At 64.1% G+C, this 19719-nt stretch carries 21 protein-coding genes; 9 read left to right on the top strand and 12 right to left on the bottom strand.

What is annotated here, in order from left to right:
• Positions 1-13: 13 nt before the first annotated feature.
• The 4 genes from CH283_RS01880 to CH283_RS01865 all read right to left on the bottom strand — a co-directional run bounded on the left by CH283_RS01880 (position 14) and on the right by CH283_RS01865 (position 2971).
• The gene (locus CH283_RS01880) at positions 14-307 is read right to left on the bottom strand and encodes a DUF2516 family protein (protein ID WP_068046153.1); all 294 of its coding nucleotides are present in this window, start codon (positions 305-307) and stop codon (positions 14-16) included.
• A gap of 67 nt (positions 308-374) precedes the next feature.
• Entirely contained in the window at positions 375-1163 is a 789-nt protein-coding gene (locus tag CH283_RS01875; protein ID WP_094641048.1) for a heparin-binding hemagglutinin, read from the bottom strand.
• Positions 1156-1623: a helix-turn-helix domain-containing protein gene (locus CH283_RS01870; RefSeq protein ID WP_052047273.1), complete on the bottom strand. Its 468-nt coding sequence runs from the start codon at positions 1621-1623 to the stop codon at positions 1156-1158. The genes CH283_RS01875 and CH283_RS01870 overlap by 8 nt, the downstream gene beginning before the upstream one ends.
• Before the next feature lie 73 nt (positions 1624-1696).
• Entirely contained in the window at positions 1697-2971 is a 1275-nt protein-coding gene (locus CH283_RS01865; RefSeq protein WP_068046160.1) for a DUF445 domain-containing protein, read from the bottom strand.
• 73 nt (positions 2972-3044) lie between these two features.
• Between CH283_RS01865 and CH283_RS01860 the strand changes: the two genes are divergently transcribed.
• Positions 3045-3785 carry a TetR/AcrR family transcriptional regulator gene (locus CH283_RS01860; protein ID WP_068046163.1) on the top strand — a complete coding sequence of 247 codons (741 nt, stop codon included), beginning with the start codon at positions 3045-3047 and terminating at the stop codon, positions 3783-3785.
• On the opposite strand, the gene CH283_RS28160 is transcribed toward CH283_RS01860, so the two are convergent.
• The gene (locus tag CH283_RS28160) at positions 3782-3958 is read right to left on the bottom strand and encodes a hypothetical protein (protein ID WP_176460409.1); all 177 of its coding nucleotides are present in this window, start codon (positions 3956-3958) and stop codon (positions 3782-3784) included. The two genes, CH283_RS01860 and CH283_RS28160, sit on opposite strands and share 4 nt — an antisense overlap.
• Before the next feature lie 62 nt (positions 3959-4020).
• Between CH283_RS28160 and CH283_RS01855 the strand changes: the two genes are divergently transcribed.
• Both CH283_RS01855 and CH283_RS01850 read left to right on the top strand, forming a co-directional pair.
• Entirely contained in the window at positions 4021-4566 is a 546-nt protein-coding gene (locus CH283_RS01855) for a type 1 glutamine amidotransferase domain-containing protein (RefSeq protein WP_176460410.1), read from the top strand.
• A 16-nt stretch (positions 4567-4582) separates the two neighbouring features.
• Positions 4583-5572: an iron-siderophore ABC transporter substrate-binding protein gene (locus CH283_RS01850; protein ID WP_068046169.1), complete on the top strand. Its 990-nt coding sequence runs from the start codon at positions 4583-4585 to the stop codon at positions 5570-5572.
• Between the two features lie 70 nt (positions 5573-5642).
• Here the strand turns inward: CH283_RS01850 and CH283_RS01845 are convergent, their stop codons facing one another.
• Positions 5643-6104, bottom strand: a complete 462-nt coding sequence (locus CH283_RS01845) for a PPOX class F420-dependent oxidoreductase (RefSeq protein WP_068046196.1) — start codon at positions 6102-6104, stop codon at positions 5643-5645.
• A 33-nt stretch (positions 6105-6137) separates the two neighbouring features.
• On the opposite strand from CH283_RS01845, the gene CH283_RS01840 reads away from it, so the two are divergent.
• Positions 6138-6995 carry a PPK2 family polyphosphate kinase gene (locus CH283_RS01840; RefSeq protein WP_094641047.1) on the top strand — a complete coding sequence of 286 codons (858 nt, stop codon included), beginning with the start codon at positions 6138-6140 and terminating at the stop codon, positions 6993-6995.
• Positions 6996-7074: 79 nt separating this feature from the next.
• Here the strand turns inward: CH283_RS01840 and CH283_RS01835 are convergent, their stop codons facing one another.
• From CH283_RS01835 to aceA, 4 genes are all read right to left on the bottom strand, one after another.
• Complete coding sequence (locus CH283_RS01835) at positions 7075-8115, bottom strand: NAD(P)-dependent alcohol dehydrogenase (protein ID WP_068046175.1); 1041 nt, start codon at positions 8113-8115, stop codon at positions 7075-7077.
• Positions 8116-8211: 96 nt separating this feature from the next.
• Positions 8212-8487, bottom strand: a complete 276-nt coding sequence (locus tag CH283_RS01830) for a hypothetical protein (RefSeq protein WP_094641046.1) — start codon at positions 8485-8487, stop codon at positions 8212-8214.
• 90 nt (positions 8488-8577) lie between these two features.
• Positions 8578-9453, bottom strand: a complete 876-nt coding sequence (locus tag CH283_RS01825) for a 3-hydroxybutyryl-CoA dehydrogenase (RefSeq protein WP_094641045.1) — start codon at positions 9451-9453, stop codon at positions 8578-8580.
• Positions 9454-9615: 162 nt separating this feature from the next.
• Positions 9616-10905 (bottom strand): isocitrate lyase, encoded by a 1290-nt coding sequence (gene aceA, locus CH283_RS01820; protein WP_037186862.1) that lies wholly within the window; start codon positions 10903-10905, stop codon positions 9616-9618.
• A gap of 531 nt (positions 10906-11436) precedes the next feature.
• Here aceA and CH283_RS01815 point away from each other — a divergent pair.
• A complete protein-coding gene (locus CH283_RS01815; protein ID WP_094641044.1) occupies positions 11437-12318 on the top strand; it encodes a DUF559 domain-containing protein in 882 nt (293 codons plus the stop codon).
• Positions 12319-12404: 86 nt separating this feature from the next.
• On the opposite strand, the gene CH283_RS01810 is transcribed toward CH283_RS01815, so the two are convergent.
• A complete protein-coding gene (locus CH283_RS01810) occupies positions 12405-12809 on the bottom strand; it encodes an SPW repeat domain-containing protein (protein ID WP_094641043.1) in 405 nt (134 codons plus the stop codon).
• Positions 12810-12956: 147 nt separating this feature from the next.
• Between CH283_RS01810 and ramB the strand changes: the two genes are divergently transcribed.
• Together ramB and CH283_RS01800 are read left to right on the top strand one after the other, a co-directional pair.
• Entirely contained in the window at positions 12957-14369 is a 1413-nt protein-coding gene (gene ramB, locus CH283_RS01805; protein ID WP_068046182.1) for an acetate metabolism transcriptional regulator RamB, read from the top strand.
• A gap of 17 nt (positions 14370-14386) precedes the next feature.
• The gene (locus CH283_RS01800) at positions 14387-15169 is read left to right on the top strand and encodes an LLM class flavin-dependent oxidoreductase (protein WP_094641042.1); all 783 of its coding nucleotides are present in this window, start codon (positions 14387-14389) and stop codon (positions 15167-15169) included.
• A gap of 6 nt (positions 15170-15175) precedes the next feature.
• Here the strand turns inward: CH283_RS01800 and CH283_RS01795 are convergent, their stop codons facing one another.
• The gene (locus CH283_RS01795) at positions 15176-16171 is read right to left on the bottom strand and encodes an MBL fold metallo-hydrolase (protein ID WP_255183044.1); all 996 of its coding nucleotides are present in this window, start codon (positions 16169-16171) and stop codon (positions 15176-15178) included.
• Between the two features lie 159 nt (positions 16172-16330).
• On the opposite strand from CH283_RS01795, the gene CH283_RS01790 reads away from it, so the two are divergent.
• Together CH283_RS01790 and CH283_RS01785 are read left to right on the top strand one after the other, a co-directional pair.
• Positions 16331-17770 (top strand): gamma-aminobutyraldehyde dehydrogenase, encoded by a 1440-nt coding sequence (locus CH283_RS01790; RefSeq protein WP_094641041.1) that lies wholly within the window; start codon positions 16331-16333, stop codon positions 17768-17770.
• Positions 17767-19704: a primary-amine oxidase gene (locus CH283_RS01785; RefSeq protein ID WP_094641040.1), complete on the top strand. Its 1938-nt coding sequence runs from the start codon at positions 17767-17769 to the stop codon at positions 19702-19704. Before CH283_RS01790 ends, CH283_RS01785 begins: the two co-directional genes overlap by 4 nt.
• Positions 19705-19719: the final 15 nt, after the last annotated feature.

Raw genomic sequence — 19719 nt, 5'->3', positions numbered from 1 at the left:
CGATGCGACTTACCTACCAGCGGGGTCCGCGCTGGATGCTGTCGACCTTGGGACGGACGTCGACGAGATACACGCACACGGCGACGACGCCGATGATGCCCAGGAAGCCGATCACCCCCGAGACGAGAATGAGCAGTAGACCGATGAACAGAATGGCCAGCCATTTGGTCTTCGTCAGCTTGTCCACTGCCGGGAAGGCGTCGGGGCGCTGGCGCAGTGCGTGGAAGATCGCGAATCCTGCGCCCACCACTCCGAGGATCTGGAGAAAGGTCAGGATGTAGTAGCTGAAGCTGCCGGCGATGCTCACGTGCGCCAGTGTACGAGAAACGACCCCTGCGCCGCGCGGCGCAGGGGTCGTTTTCTTTACGAATGCTTTAGCGAGTGGTCTTCTTCGCCGGAGCCTTCTTGGCCGGAGCCGGTGCGGTCTTCTTGGCAGCCGGTGCCGGAGCCGTCTTCTTGGCCGGAGCCGGGGTCTTCTTGATCGGCGAGTTCGCGCTGCTGCGGGTCTTGGCCTCGACCTTGCCTGCCACGCCGCTCACCTTGTCCGAAGCCTCGACGGCCTTGTCCTTGGCCTCGTCGCCTGCTTCGTCGATGTTCTCGGCGAGCTCGTCGGCGGCCTCGGAGATCTCCTCGGCGCCTTCACGAACCTTGTCCGACGCGAGGCCGGCCAGGGCAGCGGCGCGCTCGCCGACCGCGCGGGTCTGCGAGGCAACGGTTCCGAGGGCCTGCTCGGTGAGGTCGACGAAGTCGTTGGCTGCGGTGTTGGCGCGCTCGAGGCTCTCTTCGACGGCCGGGGTGCGGCGGATGCGCTCGACGGTCTCTTCGCCGCGCTCGGCGAGCGAGGTGTAGAGGTCGGAGGCCACCTTGAGGTATGCCTCGGCAACCTTGCGGAGCTCTTCGGGGGTGAAGCGCTCGCGCAGTTCGGCGATCTCGTCGGGAAGCTCTGCAGGCAGGTTCGCCAGCCGCTCGCGCAGGCTCTCGACGCCTTCGGTGACGTCCTCGGAGAGGTCGGCGATGCGGGCGTTGACCTCGCTGGTGCGGCTCTCGGCGCGTGAACGCACCTGAGCGACGACGTCCGCTACTGCCTGGACGACGGCGTCGCCTGCACCGACGGCTGCGAAGATGGGGGTCTTGACGTTCTCGAAGTTCTTGGAATCAGACATCGGGTGTCTCCTGTTCGTCGGGTTCGGGCTCCTGCGTCGACTCGTTCTCACGACAGAACGAGTCGTAGATCTCGATCAGCACTTGCTTCTGCCGTTCGGTGATGTGCTCATCGCCGAGCAGAGCTTCGCGCACCGGACCGTGGGGACGCGCTTCCAAGATCCCGGCCCGGACGTACAGCACCTCCGAGGAGACGCGCAGACCCTTGGCTATCTGCGCTAGCACTTCTGCGGACGGGTTGCGCAGTCCGCGTTCGATCTGGCTCAGGTAGGGGTTGCTCACTCCGGCTCGGCTGGCGAGTTGCCGCATCGATACCTGCGCGGCTTCCCGTTGCGACCGGATGTAGCTTCCGATGTCCTGAGCTGCAGTCGTCACGACTGCGGCGACAAGGTCCCCCGCCTCGGCGACGACCTGCGTCGCCTCGGTCGCCTTGGCGACCAGATCCCCCTCGTCATCGGCCATCTCGGCCTCCTGTTTTCGGTGTCCTACTGGACGGTACCGAAGGGTGCTAACTATTGCAAGCACTCTGCTAGCACTAGTGTCCGAAGATCAGATCCGAGACCGTGTAGATGGCCAGTCCGGCGATGGATCCGACGACGGTTCCGTTGATTCGAATGAACTGCAGATCGCGTCCGACCTGCAGTTCGATCTTCTTGCTCGCTTCCTCGGCGTCCCACCGAGCGACGGTGTCACCGATGATCGTGGTGATCTCGTCGGCATAGTTCGCGGCGATGTAGCTCGCTCCGCCGAGCAGCCAACCGTCGACCTTGCCGCGCAGCTCCTCGTCGTCGCGGAGCCGCACGCCGAGGTTGACGGTGTTCTCCTTGATCTTGGTGCGCAGCGTGCTCGTCGGATCGTCGACCGACTCGGTGATCAGCCGCTTGGCCACCTTCCAGGTCGCTGCCGCGAGCCCGGTGATCTCCTCGCGGCCCATGATCTGCGCCTTGAGCTTCTCCGCCTTCTCGATGGTCGTCGGGTCGTGTTGCAGATCGTTGGCGTAGTCGACCAAGAATTTGTTGGCGGCCAGACGCACGTCGTGCTCGGGGTTGGACCTGATCTTCCAGGTGAACTCGACGAGTTCCTTGTAGACCTTCTCTCCCAGCAGCGTGTCGACGAACTTCGGCGACCAGTTCGGGGAATCTCGCGCCACGACGCGATCGATCATCTCCTGGCTGCCGAGCGCCCATTGGTGGGCGCGTTCGGCGAGCATGTCGATCAACGGCAGCTGACGGTTCTCGCGGAGCAACTCGTCGAGGATCCGGCCGATGGGCGGGCCCCACTGCGGATCGGCGAGACGCCGCACGATGGTGCTGTCGATGACGGCGGTGATGTCCTCGTCGTTGAGCACGTCGACGACGCCGTGCAACACGGTCGCCGCCTCGGCCGCGACGCGTTCGGCGTTGTCGGGCTGAGCGAGCCAGGTACCCAGCCGCAACGGAACCTGCGCCGACGCGACCTTCTCGGACACCACCTCGGGAGCGAGGAAATTGCTACCGACGAACGAGCTCAGGCTCGCGCCCAGCTGGTCCTTCTTCTTCTTGATCAGAGCCGTGTGCGGGATCGGAATACCGAGCGGGTGCTTGAAAAGTGCCGTCACCGCGAACCAGTCCGCGAGTGCGCCGACCATGCCCGCTTCCGACGCAGCGCGAACGTAGCCGACCCAGGCACCTGCACCCGTCGACTCCTGCCACCGGCAGAAGAGGTAGACGATCGACGCGAAGACGAGAAAGCCCGTCGCGACTGTTTTCATCTTGCGGAGGTCGCGACGCTTGGTCTCGTCGTCGAAGTTCATGAGCTGCACAACCGACATTGTGCCCAGAATCTCGGCAGACCAACCGGACGCAGCCTGCAATGGTGTCGGACAAGGCGCATAGGGTGGGGTTGTGGCGAGAAATACGACGGAGGCAAAGCTGGACGAGTCCGAGCCGAGCGAGGACAAGCCGAAGGTCGAGAAGCCGGACGGCCGAAAACGTCGGTGGCGTGAGCACAAGATCGCCCGCCGCGAAGAGCTCGTCGACGGCACGTTGGCCGCGATCCGGTTGCGCGGCCGCGAGATCGGGATGGACGAGATCGCGTCGGAGATCGGTATCTCCAAGACGGTGCTCTACCGCTATTTCACCGACAAGAACGATCTGACGAGCGCCACCATGTCTCGGTACGTCGAGACCACGCTTGCTCCGCGCATCTACTCGGCGATCGCCCACGAACTCGACGAGTACGAGCTCACCCGCATCGTCGTGACCGCCTATGTCGAGACGGTGGCCACCGATCCCGAGGTCTACCTCTACGTCATGGCGAACAACGCCGGCAACAACCGCGATGTCGTCGCCGAGTCCGAGCGGATGATCGCCGAGTTGCTCTCCACGGTGCTCGGTGAACGCCTACGGCAACGCGAAATGGATTCCGGTGGTTCGGTGCCGTGGGCCTTCGCCATCGTCGGCGCGGTCCAGTTGGCCACGCACTGGTGGATCTCCAACAAGTCGATGTCCGCAGACGATCTGATCGATTACCTCTGCATGATGATGTGGGGCGGAATCCACGGGGTAGCGATGGCCGACGGCTCCCCCGCAAAATTCAAGTCACAGCCGCATCCGTTGGTCGACGAGGAGCCGAACACGCCTTAGCGCTCGTCGTACCCGTCGTCGTCCACGGGCACTTCTGCTCGTTGATCCAGCACGTCGCGGGCGTCGGCCTCGATGGGCAGATCATCTGCGTTCGGCTCGTCCGGCTCGTCCGCGATCGGGAGATTCTGTTCGACGCGATCCTGGGTCGGGGTTTCGATGGGTGAGTCGCTCATGTCTCCATTCGTACCATCGCTCGTCAGTTTGAGATCAGGCCCGGTCGGACATCCGAGAGGGTATGACCACCGAAACATTGACCGGACGCCGCATCGCGATTCTCGCCACCGACGGCGTCGAGCAAGTCGAGCTGGTGCAGCCCCGCGAAGCAGTCGAAAATGCCGGGGCCTCAGTCACATTGGTCTCGCTCGACCACGGCGACATCCAAGCCATGGAGGGTGACGTCAATGCTGCAGACACCTTCACCGTCGACAGCGTCGTCGCCGACGTCTCGGCCGACGACTTCGACGCGCTGATCCTGCCCGGCGGAACCACCAACCCCGATCAACTTCGCGTCGACGCGGATGCCGTGGAGTTCGTCCGCTCGTTCGTACAAGCCCGCAAGCCCGTCGGCGTCATTTGCCACGGGGCCTGGACACTCGTCGAAGCCGACGTTCTGAAGGGCCGGACATTGACGTCCTACCCGAGCATCCGAACCGACATTCGCAACGCCGGTGGCACGGTCGTCGACGAGGAAGTGGTCGTCGACGGCAATCTGATCTCGAGCCGAAACCCGGACGACCTGCCTGCCTTCTGCGCGAAGATCGTGGAGCATTTCAGCGCTTGATAGGTTAGCGTGCCCTATGCGCATCTCTCGTTCTTTGGCCCTGCCTGCGGCAGTCCTGGCCCTCGCTCTCACCCTGACCGCATGCAGCTCCGACGCCGGCGACGGCGACAGCGCCGATTCCTCCGAGGTCGGCGGTGTCGTCGTCACCGACATGTTCGGTGACGTCGAAGTCCCTGCGAACCCGCAGCGAGTGGTCGCACTCGGTTGGTCCGATGCCGAAACTGCGCTCGCCCTCGGTGTACAACCCGTCGGAGCCAGTGACTGGCTCGGCGTCGGCGGCAACGGCCTCGGTCCATGGGTCGACGAGTCCTACGACACCGACCCCACGATCGTCGGCACCTTCGACGTGAACATGGAATCGGTGGCGGCTTTGGAACCGGACCTGATTCTGTGGACGCGCAGCACCAACGACAAGGCCGTCTACGACGACCTGTCCGACATCGCACCGACCGTCGCGGCACCTCCGGGAACCGACGTCGCCTACGGCACCACCTGGGACGGGCAGACCGAGATCGTCGCGCAGGCACTGGGCAAGGTCGACGAGGGCAAGCAGCTCGTCGACGACACCAGGGCATTGTTCGACAACACCATCGCGGCCAACCCCGAATTCGCCGACAAGACCGTTGCCGTCGGCACTCTCTACAGCGGACAGGTCGGTGCCTACGTCCGCGGCGACACCCGCGTCGACTTCCTCGAATCACTCGGCCTGACCAACACTCCGGCCGTCCAGGACCGCGCCGAACCCGGAGCGTTCAGCATCGAACTGTCCGAGGAGAACATCTCCGCACTCGACGCCGACCTCACCGTCATGTTCCCCATCGGCACCGGACCCGAGGTGATCACCGACAACCCGTCGATCCAGGGCCTGCCGTCGGCACGGGACGGACGCCTCGTGGTCCTCGGTGACACCGACCTGTCCAACGCATTCTCGGCCGCCTCGGTCGCAGGCACCCGATACGCACTGGAAAACGCGGTGCCACTGTTCGCGGCACCACTGAAGGGCTAGATCACACCCTCCCCGGGGGGCTTGTTACACCCTCCCTGGTGGGCTTGTCACACTCTCCCGGGCGGGCTTGTCACACTCTTCCCGGGGGAAATCCACCCGCGGCGATCGGGCCCCAGGTGTCGATCACGATGCGTATCAACGACTTTCCCTGCTTCACCATCGCCGCGCGGTACTCGTCCCAGTCCGAGTGCTCGCCGGCGATGCTGCGGAAGTACTCAACCAGCGGCTCGACGGCGTCGGGAAGATCGATGATTTCGGCGGTGCCGTCGACCTGGACGTAGTCGCCGTTCCAGTCATCACTGTGCACCAGCACCGTGACGGCGGAATTGCGGCGGATGTTGTGCACCTTCGCGCGCTCGGGGTACGTGGCGATGACGATGCGGCCTTCCGAGTCCACTCCGGCCGAGACCGGGGAGACCTGCAGACCGTCGTCGCGCTTACGGGTGATCAGGGTGTGGTGGTGCCGCGGAGATACGAATTCGAGCAGTTGCTCACGCGACACGGTTTCTGCTTTTGCAATGGTAGGGGCCATGAATCCCATGGTAGAGAAGTAGTCTTCTCGGCTATGGCCGACAAGTCGAAACTGTGGACTCTTTCTCCCGTCGATGTGCTGCGGGCCAGTTCCTCTCCCCGTGTGGAGGACATCGACTTCACGGCAACTCCGGGTTTCGACGGCGCGAAGGCGCACGGCAACGACGTGCTCGAACAGCGCGGTGCAGTGCTGGCAGCGCTGCAGGAGAAGCTCTATGCCCACGGTCGCGCGGGCGGAACCAAGTCGGTTCTGCTGGTGCTGCAGGGCATGGACACCGCGGGCAAGGGCGGCATGGTCAAGCACGTCATCGGGATGGTCGATCCGCAGGGCGTCGACCTCGCCTCGTTCGGGGTTCCGACTCAGGAAGAGAAGCAGCACCACTACCTGTGGCGCATCCGCAAAGCACTTCCGCGGGCCGGCCGGATCGGGGTGTTCGACCGGTCCCATTACGAGGACGTTCTCGTCGTCGCGGTTCACGATCTGGTGCCGCGGCAGGTGTGGGAGAAGCGGTTCGACGAGATCAACGCCTTCGAGAAGGAATTGGTCGACGAGGACACCGTCGTGGTCAAGGTGGCCTTGTTCGTCTCGGCCGACGAGCAGAAGAAGCGACTGCAGGAGCGACTCGACCGACCAGAGAAGCACTGGAAGTACAACCCGGGCGACGTCACCGAGCGTGGTTTTCTACCGCAGTACCGGGCGGCGTATCAGCGGGTTCTCGATCGCACGGACTTCGATCATGCGCCCTGGTACGTCGTCCCCGCCGACCGCAAGTGGTACAGCCGCTTGGCCGTCACGGAAATTCTGATCGACACGTTGGAGAAGCTCGACCTCGATTGGCCCGCTGCGGATTTCGACGTCGAGCACGAGAAGAAGCGACTGGCCGAGAGCTGAACCCACTTCGAAGACGTGAATGGTCCATCGACCCCCGTCTGGGCAGGTCGATGGACCATTCACTCGTCCAAGGTGACAGTTACAGCGTGGCTGCGTCGATCACGAAGCGGTAGCGCACGTCGGACTTGATGACGCGGTCGTAGGCCTCGTTGATCTTCTCGGCCGGGATGACCTCGATCTCGGCACCGATGTGGTGCTCGGCGCAGAAGTCCAGCATTTCCTGGGTCTCGGCGATGCCGCCGACCATGGATCCTGCGAACGAACGACGGTTGGCCAGCAGGTTGAAGGCGGGCACCTCGAGCGGCTTCTCGGGAACGCCGAGCTCGACGAGGGTGCCGTTGCGGGCGAGCAGTCCGAGGTACTTGCCCATGGGCAGGTTCGCCGAGACGGTGTTGAGGATCAGGTCGAACTTGCCCTGCAGATCCTTCAGCGCCGTGGTGTCCTTGGTTGCGTAGTACTCGTCGGCACCGTAGGCCTTGCCGTCGGCCTCTTTGGCGTCGGTCTGGCTCAGGACGGTGACGTGGGCACCCATGGCGTGGGCGATCTTGACGCCGATGTGTCCAAGGCCGCCCATACCGATGATGGCGACCTTCTTGTCGGGGCCGGCTCCCCAGTGCTTGAGCGGCGAGTACAGCGTGATGCCTGCACACAGCAGAGGCGCGGCGACATCGAGCTCGACGCCTTCCGGGATGCCGAGGACGAACTTCTCCGTCACGACGATCTGGGTGGAGTAGCCGCCGTGGGTGAACTCGCCCTCGTAGGTCTCCGAGTTGTAGGTCTGTACGACGCCCTTGGTGCAGTACTGCTCGTCGCCGTCCTTGCACGCCTCGCACTCGCCACAGGAGTCGACGAAGCAGCCGACGCCGACGCGGTCGCCCACCTTGCGGGTGGTCACCTCGGAGCCGACCTCGGCCACGATGCCTGCGATCTCGTGCCCGGGAACGACGGGGTACGTGGTGCCGCCCCACTCGTTACGGGCGGTGTGGATGTCGGAGTGGCAGATGCCCGCGAACTTGACGTCGATGAGGATGTCGTTCGGTCCGACGGCGCGCCGCTCGATCGTCGCCTTCTCGAGCGGGGCGTCCGGAGCGGTGGCCTGGTAAGCGGTAGCTGAAGTCATATCTATATTGCTACCTACGCATCAGTGCGAGCGCAAGGCAGCTACCGCCTCGACCAGGCTATTCCTGCTCTAAACGAGTCGTTCGCAACAGTAACGTCAGCTGTTCTTGGCGATATTGGCCCCGAGCCACAGTACGTATGCGCCCAGACCGACCAGTCCGATCTTACGCGTCCCGGGGTATGCGATAGCCGCGCCGACGGCCAATTCGGTGGCTCCGTTGCGACTGATCCAGGTTCGAGTGTCCTTGGGGAACGGGAGCTTGGTGATTCCCTCGAACGCCTCCGGCACCACGAAGTGGGCGGCACCGGTCGCGGCCAACCCGATCCCGAATGCCTTGGGAACCACACCGTTCGACTTCGTGGACTTGCTCACTGACACGCTCCTGTGATCGAAGTGACTGCGTTCGCAGACCGACAATAGCGCTCCGATGACCGTCGCGGGGCAACCCGCCCGCTGCGGGGTCTACTTTGCGATCCGGCCGTTCTCGTAGCGGTAGAACCCGGCTCCGGCCTTCTTGCCCACGTGCCCCGATTCGACCATGTGCAGCAGCAGCGGGGGTGCCAGGAAGAGAGGTTCTCCGAACTCCGAATACATGGCGTCGGCAATGGCTTTGACCGTGTCGAGCCCCACGAGATCGGCGAGTGCGAGCGGCCCCATCGGGTGCGCCAGACCGAGCACCGTCGCCTTGTCCACGTCTTCCTTGGTGGCGAATCCGGATTCGACCATGCGAATCGCAGAGAGCAGATACGGCACGAGCAACGCGTTGACGACGAAGCCCGAGCGATCGGCCGAGCGCACGACCTGTTTACCGAGAACGTCGCCTGCGAAGCGCTCGGCGCGGTCGGCCACTGCCGGTGCGGTCAGGTCGGTGGTGACGAGTTCGACGAGTGGCAGTACCGGGACCGGGTTGAAGAAGTGCAGACCGACGACGCGGCCGGGTGCCGTCGTCGCGGCTCCCAGGCTGACGATGGGAATGGAGGAGGTGTTCGAGGCGATGACGGCGTCGGGGTCGGTCACCACCGAGTCGAGCTCGGCGAAGATGTCGGCTTTGATCTTCTCGTCTTCGAGTACTGCTTCGACAACGAGTTGGCGATCGCCGAAGTCGGCGAGGTCGGAGGTGAATCGCAGCCTGGCCGCGGCGTGTTCTCGCTCGCGTTCGGTGATCTTGCCGCTGCTCACTCCGCGGTCGAGGGACCTCAGGATGCGGGTGCGTCCGGCACTGGTCAGTTCGCGGGTCTGTTCGTGGACCAACACGTCGACATGGGCGCGGGCACACACCTCGGCTATTCCTGCCCCCATCTGCCCCGCTCCGACGATCCCCACCCTCTCGACCGCCACAGTGACACTCCTTCAACAAACGTTGCGCTACAACATCTCTCGTGAGATGGGGGTAACTCTTGCCGGGTACACCCAAGACCTTCGTTGTACAGAACAGGCGGCCCGCAACGGAAGTTGCGGACCGCCTGACTAGTGCGCTGAAGGTGAGGAGAGGCGGTACCTCTAGTGGAACTGGCCTTCTTCGGTGGAGCCCTTCAGTGCTGCCGTCGAGGTGTTGGGGTCGACGGTGGTGGCGATGCGGTCGAAGTAGCCGGCACCGACCTCACGCTGGTGCTTGATGGCGGTGAAGCCGCGCTCTTCGGCAGCCTTGAACTCGCGCTCCTGCAGGTCGACGAACGCGGTCATGCCTTCGCGGGCGTAGCCGTGTGCCAGGTCGAACATGCCGTAGTTGAGCGAGTGGAAGCCGGCGAGGGTGATGAACTGGAACTTGAAGCCCATGGCTCCGAGTTCCTTCTGGAACTTGGCGATGGTCGCGTCGTCCAGGTGCGCCTTCCAGTTGAACGAAGGCGAGCAGTTGTAGGCGAGCAGCTGATCCGGGAATTCGCTGCGAACCGACTCGGAGAACTTCTTGGCGACCTCGAGGTCCGGCACGCCGGTCTCCATCCAGATGAGGTCTGCGTACGGGGCGTAGGCCTTCGCACGGGCGATGCAGGGCTCGATGCCGTTCTTGACGCCGAAGAAGCCTTCTGCGGTGCGGGTTCCGTCGAGGAACTCACGGTCACGCTCGTCGACGTCGGAGGTGATCAGCGTGGCTGCCTCGGCGTCGGTGCGGGCGATGATGACCGACGGGACGTCGGCGACGTCGGACGCGAGGCGTGCCGAGGTCAGGGTACGGATGTGCTGCTGGGTGGGGATCAGAACCTTGCCGCCGAGGTGGCCGCACTTCTTCTCCGATGCGAGCTGGTCCTCCCAGTGCACGCCTGCGGCGCCGGCCACGATCATGGCCTTCTGCAGCTCGTAGGCGTTCAGTGCGCCACCGAAGCCGGCTTCGGCGTCGGCGACGATCGGGGCGACCCAGTTCTTGACGGACGTGTCGCCTTCGATCTTGGCGATCTCGTCGGCACGCAGGAGTGCATTGTTGATGCGACGGACGACCGAGGGGACCGAGTTGGCCGGGTAGAGGCTCTGGTCCGGGTAGGTGTGGCCCGAGAGGTTTGCGTCGCCTGCGACCTGCCAGCCGGAGAGGTAGATCGCCTGGAGGCCGGCGCGAATCTGCTGCACGGCCTGGTTGCCGGTGAGGGCACCGAGCGAGTTGATGTAGTCCTCGTTGTTGACAAGGTCCCACAGGATCTCGCTGCCGCGGCGAGCGAGGGTCGCTTCTTCGACGACGGTGCCCTGGAGGTCGGAGACCTGCTGTGCGGTGAAGTTACGGGTGACGCCCTTCCAGCGGGGGTTGGTGTCCCAATCCTGCTGGATCTCGGCGATGGTCTTCGGGGTGCCGGTGGTCGACATCTTCAGCTCCAGTCTCTTCTGCTTCTCGGCCTGCCTCGAGACGAATCTTCACATCGTTGCCAGGCCCTTCTGGTGTACTCCAAAACAATGGCACAACCGAAAACATGCGTCTACCAGTTGTTAGTGCCAATCTTGGCTAGCTTTCCCGAGCACCTTGCTAATGTTGCGAATTTTTGGTCGGCGCAAACCTCTCGGATCGGACGGCATGGTTACTCGCCAGTAGCGATGAAACCCCAGTTGATGAACGCAATGAACAAAAACTCATACAGGACGCTTGTACGGTTTGGCGCAGCCGTCTGAATCGAGTCAGAAACCAACGCTGCTGTGACCGACATCACAGTACTCCGATCTCAAAATGTGGACATGCATGGGGTGCTCCACTCGACGCCTTTGCCTCGGGAATGACGCCGCCGACGCCCCCGAGTGGAGCGCAACGTGCACTCATCCACAGCCACGCAGCTATCCACAGGGCATTCCATTCCCCCAGGTCGAGCTTCGGGGGACATCTGCGCCATCCCCGACGCTGCAAACATGACACCCGACGCAGGCTCCACTCCCGCACCCCAGGGTCATTCCGCAGGCTCCACTCCCGGCCCCGCCACCTTTCAGCAGCTCCCGGCCTCCGGACTCCACCTCAGCACCGTCTCGCGACGCTTCACCCGTGTTCTGCCGACGGTCCACATGCGCGGGGAACCGTCGACGATGGATCGATGTCGGGCCGTTTCGCTGTGGCGACCGGACGCCGTGCTCAGTCACCGGTCGGCCGCATACCTACGGGGCTGGACGACCGAACCGACCACTCTCGACGCCACGGTCCCTCGCTCCGCGAGGTTGCGGCCACCGCCCTGGCTTCGGCTGCACCGTCGGACACTCGATTCCAGGCTCGTCGACGAGGTCGAGACCCTGCCGTGCACCACGCCCGCACAGACGATTCTCGATTGCCTGGCGGTACTCCCCCGCGCCGAGGCCGAGTTGCTGATCGACGAACGCCTGAAGTTCGGACTCGACCCCGCGTCGTTGCTCCGCCTGCTCGAACGATTCCCGGGTCGACGCGGCAACGCAGAGTTGGCTCGCCAAGTTCGGCTGGCAGTGACCAGGTTCGCCTCGGAACCGGAGCGGGCGTTGGGACGCGCGCTGCACCGGATCGGGCTGTACCTGGAGATGAATGCGGCAGTCGGTCCGTACATCTGCGACCTCGTCGACCGTCGCAGCCGAACGATCATCGAAGTGGACGGACGCGAATTCCACAGTGCAGCTGGAATATTCAGCAAGGATCGGCGCAGGCAGAACGCGCTGGTGCTCGATCGCTGGCTGGTGCTGCGGTACTCGGCATTCGACGTACTGGCCGCACCGGACGTCATCGCCGGCGAGATCGCGTCGGTGATCCGACGACGCCGGGAATCGAGGCGATGACTGCACAAAATGCTCCACTCCCGGAGCCGTGCACGACATTCATCGCGTCCGCCCCCCGGGAGTGGAGCACCAGTTGCAAAGAAGGCTCAGATCCGGACGCCGCTGCGCTCGTCACTGGACGCAACCACTCGCGACGTGGTCGGTGTCCGACGCGACGAGAGCACCCCGAGCGCACCCATCGCGGCGATCACGAGTCCGCCGACGATGGCGAACAGGTCAGCAGCCAGCAATCCGGACGGGAACACCATCAGCGCGGGCGAGACCGCGAGCAGCAGGCCGAGGCCGACGTGGGTCCAGTGGCTTTGCCTCGACGACGATCCGATGGCCCACAGCGCGGTCGATGCAGCGAGAATGCCGAGCACCAGGATGGCTCCGGTGACTTCCTGGTCGCCCTGGACGGGAAGCCAGACGGTCGATGCGACGAGTACGGCTCCGGTGACGAATACGACGACGTCCCTGAAAATTTCCGATGTGCGTTGACGGTTGGACATGACCGCTCCTCGTGGTGCGTGGTGAATAGCTCGTATACCGGTATACGCCTTTACTTCGGCTAATGTTCCCGATGAACGCCGAATTGTGACTCAGCAGCCGATTGCCAATGCTGTTAAGGCAATTCTTCGCAGGCGTAGCCTGGCGATATGTCCAAAACCTTCGTCGGCGTGCGGCTTCGGCAGCTCCGCAGCGAACGCAGCATGAGTCAGGTGTCGCTGGCGCAGAAGCTGGGAATCTCGGCCAGCTATCTCAACCAGATCGAGCACGACGTGCGTCCACTGACGGTGCCGGTGCTGCTGCGGATCTCCGAGGTGTTCGGCGTCGACACGTCGTTCTTCTCCTCCGAGGACGACACCAGACTGGTTGCCGAACTCCGTGAGGTCGCGCTCGATCAGGACATGGGGATCGACGCCGACGCGCACGAGATCGCGCAGATGGTCAGCTCACACCCGCAGCTGGCGCGGGCGATGGTCAACATGCACCGCCGATACCGCAATACGACGGCTCAGCTGTTGGCCGCTACCGAGGAGCGTTTCTCGGACGGCAGTGGCAGCGGTTCCATCAGCAAGCCGCACGAGGAAGTGCGCGACTACTTCTATCAGCGGCAGAACTATCTGCACGAACTGGACACTGCGGCAGAGGCTCTGACCTCGAGGATCCGGTTCCATCGCGCTGATATCGGTGGCGAGATCGCCAAGCGGCTGCGGACGGTCCACGACGTGCAGATCGTCAATCGGATCGACCTCGGCGAGAACGTGCTGCACCGATTCGATCCCCAGACGCGAGTACTGGAGATTTCACCGCATCTCTCCGGCGGGCAGAAGGTGTTCAAGTACGCCGCCGAACTCGCGTATCTCGAATGCGGGGACCTGCTGCAGAAGATGGCCGACGAAGGCAATTTCACCAGTGAGTCGTCGAAGAAGTTGGCGGTGCTGGGCTTCGCGAACTACTTCGCGGCCGCGACGGTGTTGCCGTATCACCAGTTCCATGACGTGGCCGAGGATTTCCGGTACGACATCGAGCGGCTCTCGGCCTTCTTCTCGGTCAGCTACGAGACCATCTGCCATCGCCTGTCCACCTTGCAGAGACCCGAGTTGCGGGGTGTGCCGTTCTCGTTCGTGCGCGTCGACCGCGCCGGGAACATGTCGAAGCGTCAGTCCGCCACAGGTTTTCACTTCTCGTCCAGCGGCGGCACATGCCCGCTGTGGAATGTGTACGAGACGTTCGCGTATCCGGGCAAGATCATGACGCAGATCGCCGAGATGCCCGACGGCCGCAGTTACCTGTGGATCGCGCGGACCGTGGAGCGACGCGCCGCACGATACGGTCAGCCCGGCAAGACCTTCGCCATCGGCCTCGGTTGCGAACTGCGCCACGCCGGACGGCTGGTGTACGCGGACGGTCTGGACGTACAGGGTTCGGCAGCGGCGACGCCGATCGGAGCGGGCTGTCGGGTGTGCGAGCGATCGAACTGCCCGCAACGCGCATTCCCGCCATTGGGTAAGGACCTCGACATCGACGAGCACCGAAGTTCCGTGTCCCCCTACCTCGTTCGCTGAGAAGAAGGAAGACTGCAATGACACGAATCGGCGTCGTACTCAGACCCGAACTTGCGCCGGAGGATCTCGTCGAGGCGGCACGTGCAGCCGACCGGGCAGGCATCGACGAAGTGTGGATATGGGAAGACTGCTTCTACTCCGGCGGACTGACTACCGCTGCACTGGTTCTCGCGAACACCGAACGCCTGAACGTCGGCATCGGGGTGCTACCCACTCCGATGCGGAACGTGGCGGCCACCGCCATGGAGATCGCCACCGTCGCCCGGGTCCACCCAGGACGGCTGCGCGTCGGGCTCGGACACGGTGTGCAGTCGTGGATGGGTCAGATCGGGGCGCGTGTGCAATCGCCGCTGACGTTGCTGAGCGAGCAGATGACCGCGCTCACCGCACTCTTGGCGGGCGAGAGCGTCACCGTGCAGGGCAGGTACGTCTCACTCGACAACGTGCAGCTGAATTGGCCTCCGCTGCAACCACCGCTGCTGCTCGTCGGTGCGACGGGGCCGAAGACTCTCGCCCTGAGCGGCCGCACCGCTGTGGGAACGATCCTCACCAGCGAAACGTCACCGGATCAGGTGCGAACGGCCATCGAGCACATCGACGGTGGGCCCGACCACGACGTGGTGGTCTACGTTGCCGCAAGCTCCGATGCCGCGGCCAGCAACCTGCAACGCTGGATCGATGCCGGTGCCACCACCCTCGTACTGGAACCCTCTGCAGCCGAACCGGATCCGACCATACTGTTCGCCCACGCGGCATCGTTGACACAGCAGTTCGGTGCGCCGGAGCCGCACTCGCGGTGAGCACACCTAGTGCTCTCGCAAGTACCTCCCCGCGTCCGCGAACGCCCGTGCTCGACGCGTCAGCGTGGGTGGCGCAGGCGGCTCACCTCGCCACAGGCGGTAGAGGGTGCTCATGCTCAGGATGAGTCGTTCGGGTGAGTCCCAGTGCGCATACTGCCCGAATTCGCTTGATTTCAGCAGGTTCTGGGCGGCTTCGGTGGGCGCGAGTCCAGCGTCGAAGCAGCTGCGCCCGGCCTCGGACACCCAGGTCCAGTAGTTGCGGAGGGCGCGAATTTCGGCGGTGCCGCACAGGGGTCCGTGGCCCGGGACGTAGACGGCGGCATCGAGCTCGAGGAGGTGGTCGAGGGCGTCGATCCAGTTCTGCAGTGGACCGTGCCAGAGCACCGGGGTGGCGTCGATGAACAACAGGTCGCCGGCGAACACCACTCCGACGTCGGGTACGTGTGCGATGAGGTCGCCTTCGGTGTGCGCCGGGCCCAGGTAGCGCAGGTGCACGGACCGTCCTGCCACATCGATGGTCTCGGTGGTCTCGAAGGTGTGGTCCGGCAGCCGCGGCAGAGCGCCGGGGAAGGTGGCGTCACCGCGGACCCGGTTCATGTAGGAGCCCATTGCACCGACCGGTCCCGGCAACCAGCCGATCTTCGCACCGAGAGAGGCGAACGCCTGCACACCTTTCGGAGGTGTTTCCTCCCTCATGGCGTGCAGTGAAGCGGCACTGGTGGTGATGCGAGCCGTGGGGGGGACGGTGTCGTTTCCCCACCAGTGATCACCGTCGGAGTGGGTGTTGAGCACTTCGGTGATCGGCGCGTCGGCCACCAGCTCGGCGGTGTCGGCAACGACGCGTCCTGCCCAGTTCACATCCCACACCGTGTCGATCAGCATCGACGCAGAACCCGGCCCCACGATCAATCCGGTATTCGTCTGGCCCCAGCTTCCGGGCGGCCGCATGAATGCCCAGGTGTCGTCGGCGATCTGTCGGTACCCCACCTCTGTGTCTGCCACCGCAACAGGCTAGCCGGTGAGCAGCTCGCTCGCGTGCGAGATAGACCGACATCTCGTCCTGATTCGAAGGGAAGTATTGGACATCTTGTCGGGTGGCGAAGTCTCGTCCGTAGGTGCAGGCTTTGCAGAACCGAAACAGTCGACGCTAGGGGTTCAGTGATGACGGTGCCTGTCCTGCAGAACTACATCGACGGGGCATTCGTGACGCCCTCGGGCACCGAGATGCTCGATGTGGTGAATCCGGTGGACGAGTCGGTTGTCGCCCACTCCCCCGTGTCCGACGCCGCCGATGTGGAGGCCGCGATGTCGGCCGCTGCCAGCGCGTTCGAGACCTGGGGCAAGACGACGCCGGGCGAACGGCAGAAGGTGCTGCTGAAGCTGGCCGACGCCATCGAAGCGCACAGCGACGAGATCGTCGAGGCGCAGAGCCGCAACACCGGCCAGCCCAAGGCCACCATCGCCGCCGAGGAAGTCACCGTCGGTGCCGATCAGATTCGATTCTTCGCAGGCGCGGCCCGGATGCTCGAGGGCAAGTCGGCGGGCGAGTACATGGACGGCTTCACCTCCTATGTTCGACGCGAACCGATCGGTGTCGTCGGCCAGGTGACGCCGTGGAACTACCCGTTCATGATGGCGATCTGGAAGATCGGTCCAGCGCTGGCCGCCGGAAACACCATCGTGCTCAAGCCAAGTGACACCACCCCCGAGAGCACGTTGGTACTGGCGAAGCTGTCCAAGGGCATTGTTCCGGACGGGGTGTTCAACGTCGTTCTCGGCAACGGCAGCACCGGAGCCGCGATCGTCGAACACAAGACTCCAGGACTGGTCTCGATCACCGGATCTGTCCGCGCCGGCATCGCGGTGGCCGTGGCCGCCGCCAAGCAGCTCAAGCGGGCCCACCTCGAATTGGGCGGTAAGGCACCGGCAATCGTGTTCGACGATGTCGACATCAGCAAGGCCGCGGACGGAATTGCCGAGGCCGCGTTCTTCAACGCCGGCCAGGATTGCACCGCCGTCACCCGCGTACTGGTGCACGAGTCGGTACACGACGCCCTCGTCGATGCCCTTGTCGCCAAGGCGAAGACGCTGAAGGTGGGCCTGCCCGACGACCCCGATACCTTCCTCGGCCCACTGAACAACGTCAACCACTTCGGTCAGGTGAGCGCAAAGGTCGACGGCATCGGCGCTCATGCCACCGTCGTCACCGGCGGCAAGCGCATCGGCGACAAGGGCTTCTTCTTCGAGCCCACCATCATCACCGGCGTGCAACAGTCCGATCCCATCGTGCAGGAGGAGACCTTCGGCCCAGTGCTCACGGTGCAGAGGTTCACCGACGAGGCGGAGGCCATCGCGCTCGCCAACGACGTCGATTTCGGGCTCGCATCGAGCGTCTGGACCTCCGATCACGGACGCACACTGCGCATCTCGGCGGCCCTGGACTTCGGTGCCGTCTGGGTCAACTGCCACATTCCGCTGGTGGCGGAGATGCCGCACGGTGGATTCAAGTACTCCGGCTACGGCAAGGACCTCTCGGCGTACGGCGTCGAGGACTACACCCGCATCAAGCACGTCATGAGCTCGACGGAGACCCTTCGATGACCTTTCATCCCCTCGATCCCCTGTCCAGCGACGAATTCACCACCGTGGCCGAGGTTCTCGGCCGCGATCACGGCGTCGGCGACGGTTGGCGTTACGCCTCGATCGAGATGATCGAACCCGCGAAGTCCGAGATCGCCGCGTTCGACGCAGACGGAACAGTGCCTGCGCGTCGAGCTGTCTCGGTGGTGTTGAACCGCACCGAGAACACGACCTTCAAGGCCGTCGTGTCGTTGGACGATCGCACCACCGAATCGTGGACGCACATCCCGGATGTGCAGCCCAACTTCACCGTCGACGAGTGGGAGGAGGCCGACGCGGCCCTCCGCGCCCACCCCGATGTGATTGCCGCCCTTGCCGATCGCGGCATCACCGATCTGGATCTGGTGTTCATGGACACCTGGACCTACGGCGAGGCGGTGACGCCCGAGAAGTACAAGGGTCGACGCCTCGGCTGGTCCGACACGTGGGTCAAGGCTGCCGAGGGTGCCAATCCCTACGCCGGACCGGTGGGCGGATTCCACTGCGTGATCGACGTGAACACGATGGAACTGCTCGAGATCGAGGACACCTATCTCGTCGAGCGTCCGGAGATCATGGGCGAGTACGTCCCTCGCCATATCCCGGAGCGAATCAGGAACGCGAGCACACGCCCGCCCTTGAAGCCCCTCGAGATCACTCAGTCCGACGGGCCGTCGTTCGAGCTCGACGGCAACAAGTTGACGTGGCAGAACTGGTCGCTGCGAGTCGGCTTCAACTATCGCGAGGGCATGACGCTGCACGCCGTCAGCTACAACGACAACGGGAACGTGCGGTCCGTCGCCAATCGAATGTCGTTCGCGGAGATGGTCGTTCCCTATCGCGACCACACCGAGGATCACTACCGCCGCACCGCATTCGACATCGGCGAGTGGGGTCTCGGCTTCATGACCACCTCGCTCGAGCTGGGCTGCGACTGCCTCGGCGAGATCCGCTATCTCGACGCTGTACTGCACAACAGCAAGGGTGAACCGTACACGATCACCAACGCGATCTGCATCCACGAGGAAGACAACGCCGTGCTGTGGAAGCACGTCGATCACGACGCCGGAGCCGAGGTGCGGCGGATGCGTCGGCTCACGGTCAGCTTCCATGCCACCGTGGCGAATTACGAGTACCTCGTCTACTGGCGGTTCTATCAGGACGGCAACATCGAGTGCGAGGTTCGCGCGACGGGCATCATGGTGGTCACCCACTTCGACGAGGGCGGCACGCACCCGTCGGGAACGCTGGTCGACAACCGGACCTACGCGCCCTACCACCAGCACTTCCTGGTGGCCCGACTCGATCTGGACATCGACGGCACCGAGAACACCGTCTATGCCAGTGAGACGCAACGCGTTCCGATGGGTCCGGACAATCCTTACGGTCTCGCACTGACTCAGGTCAACACTCCCCTGACCACCGAGTCCGAGGGCAAGCAGGATTACGACTGGAACACCCAGAAGGCGTGGAAGGTCGTCAACGACAACGTCACCAACGGCCTCGGCACCCGGCCCGCCTACAAGTTGGTTCCGGGAGCGGCGATCCCGTCGATGTTCGATCCCGCGTCGCCGATCTTCCAACGTGCCCAGGTGATCGGTCACACCGTCTGGGTCACACCCAATTCACCCGACGAGCGTTGGCCCAGCGGCGAGTTCGTCAACCAGAGCGGCGTAGACCACGGGCTCCCGGAGTGGACCGAGAAGGATCGCAGCATCGAGAACACCGATGTCGTCGTCTGGTACACCTTCGGCATCCACCACATCACTCGGCCGGAGGACTGGCCGGTGATGCCCGCGGACACGGTCTCGTTCTGGCTCAAGCCGTTCGGGTTCTTCGATCGCAACCCCTCGCTCGACGTCGCACCGTCGGAACCGAAGTCGTGCCACACCGATCCCGGTAGCACCTGCCATTAGCTCGCCCAACCTCAG

The organism is Rhodococcus sp. 05-2254-2 (assembly GCF_002259095.1).
Taxonomy (GTDB): domain Bacteria; phylum Actinomycetota; class Actinomycetes; order Mycobacteriales; family Mycobacteriaceae; genus Rhodococcoides.
The sequence above is the reverse complement of the archived record's forward strand: the minus strand, read 5'-3'. Positions and strand labels throughout refer to the sequence as shown.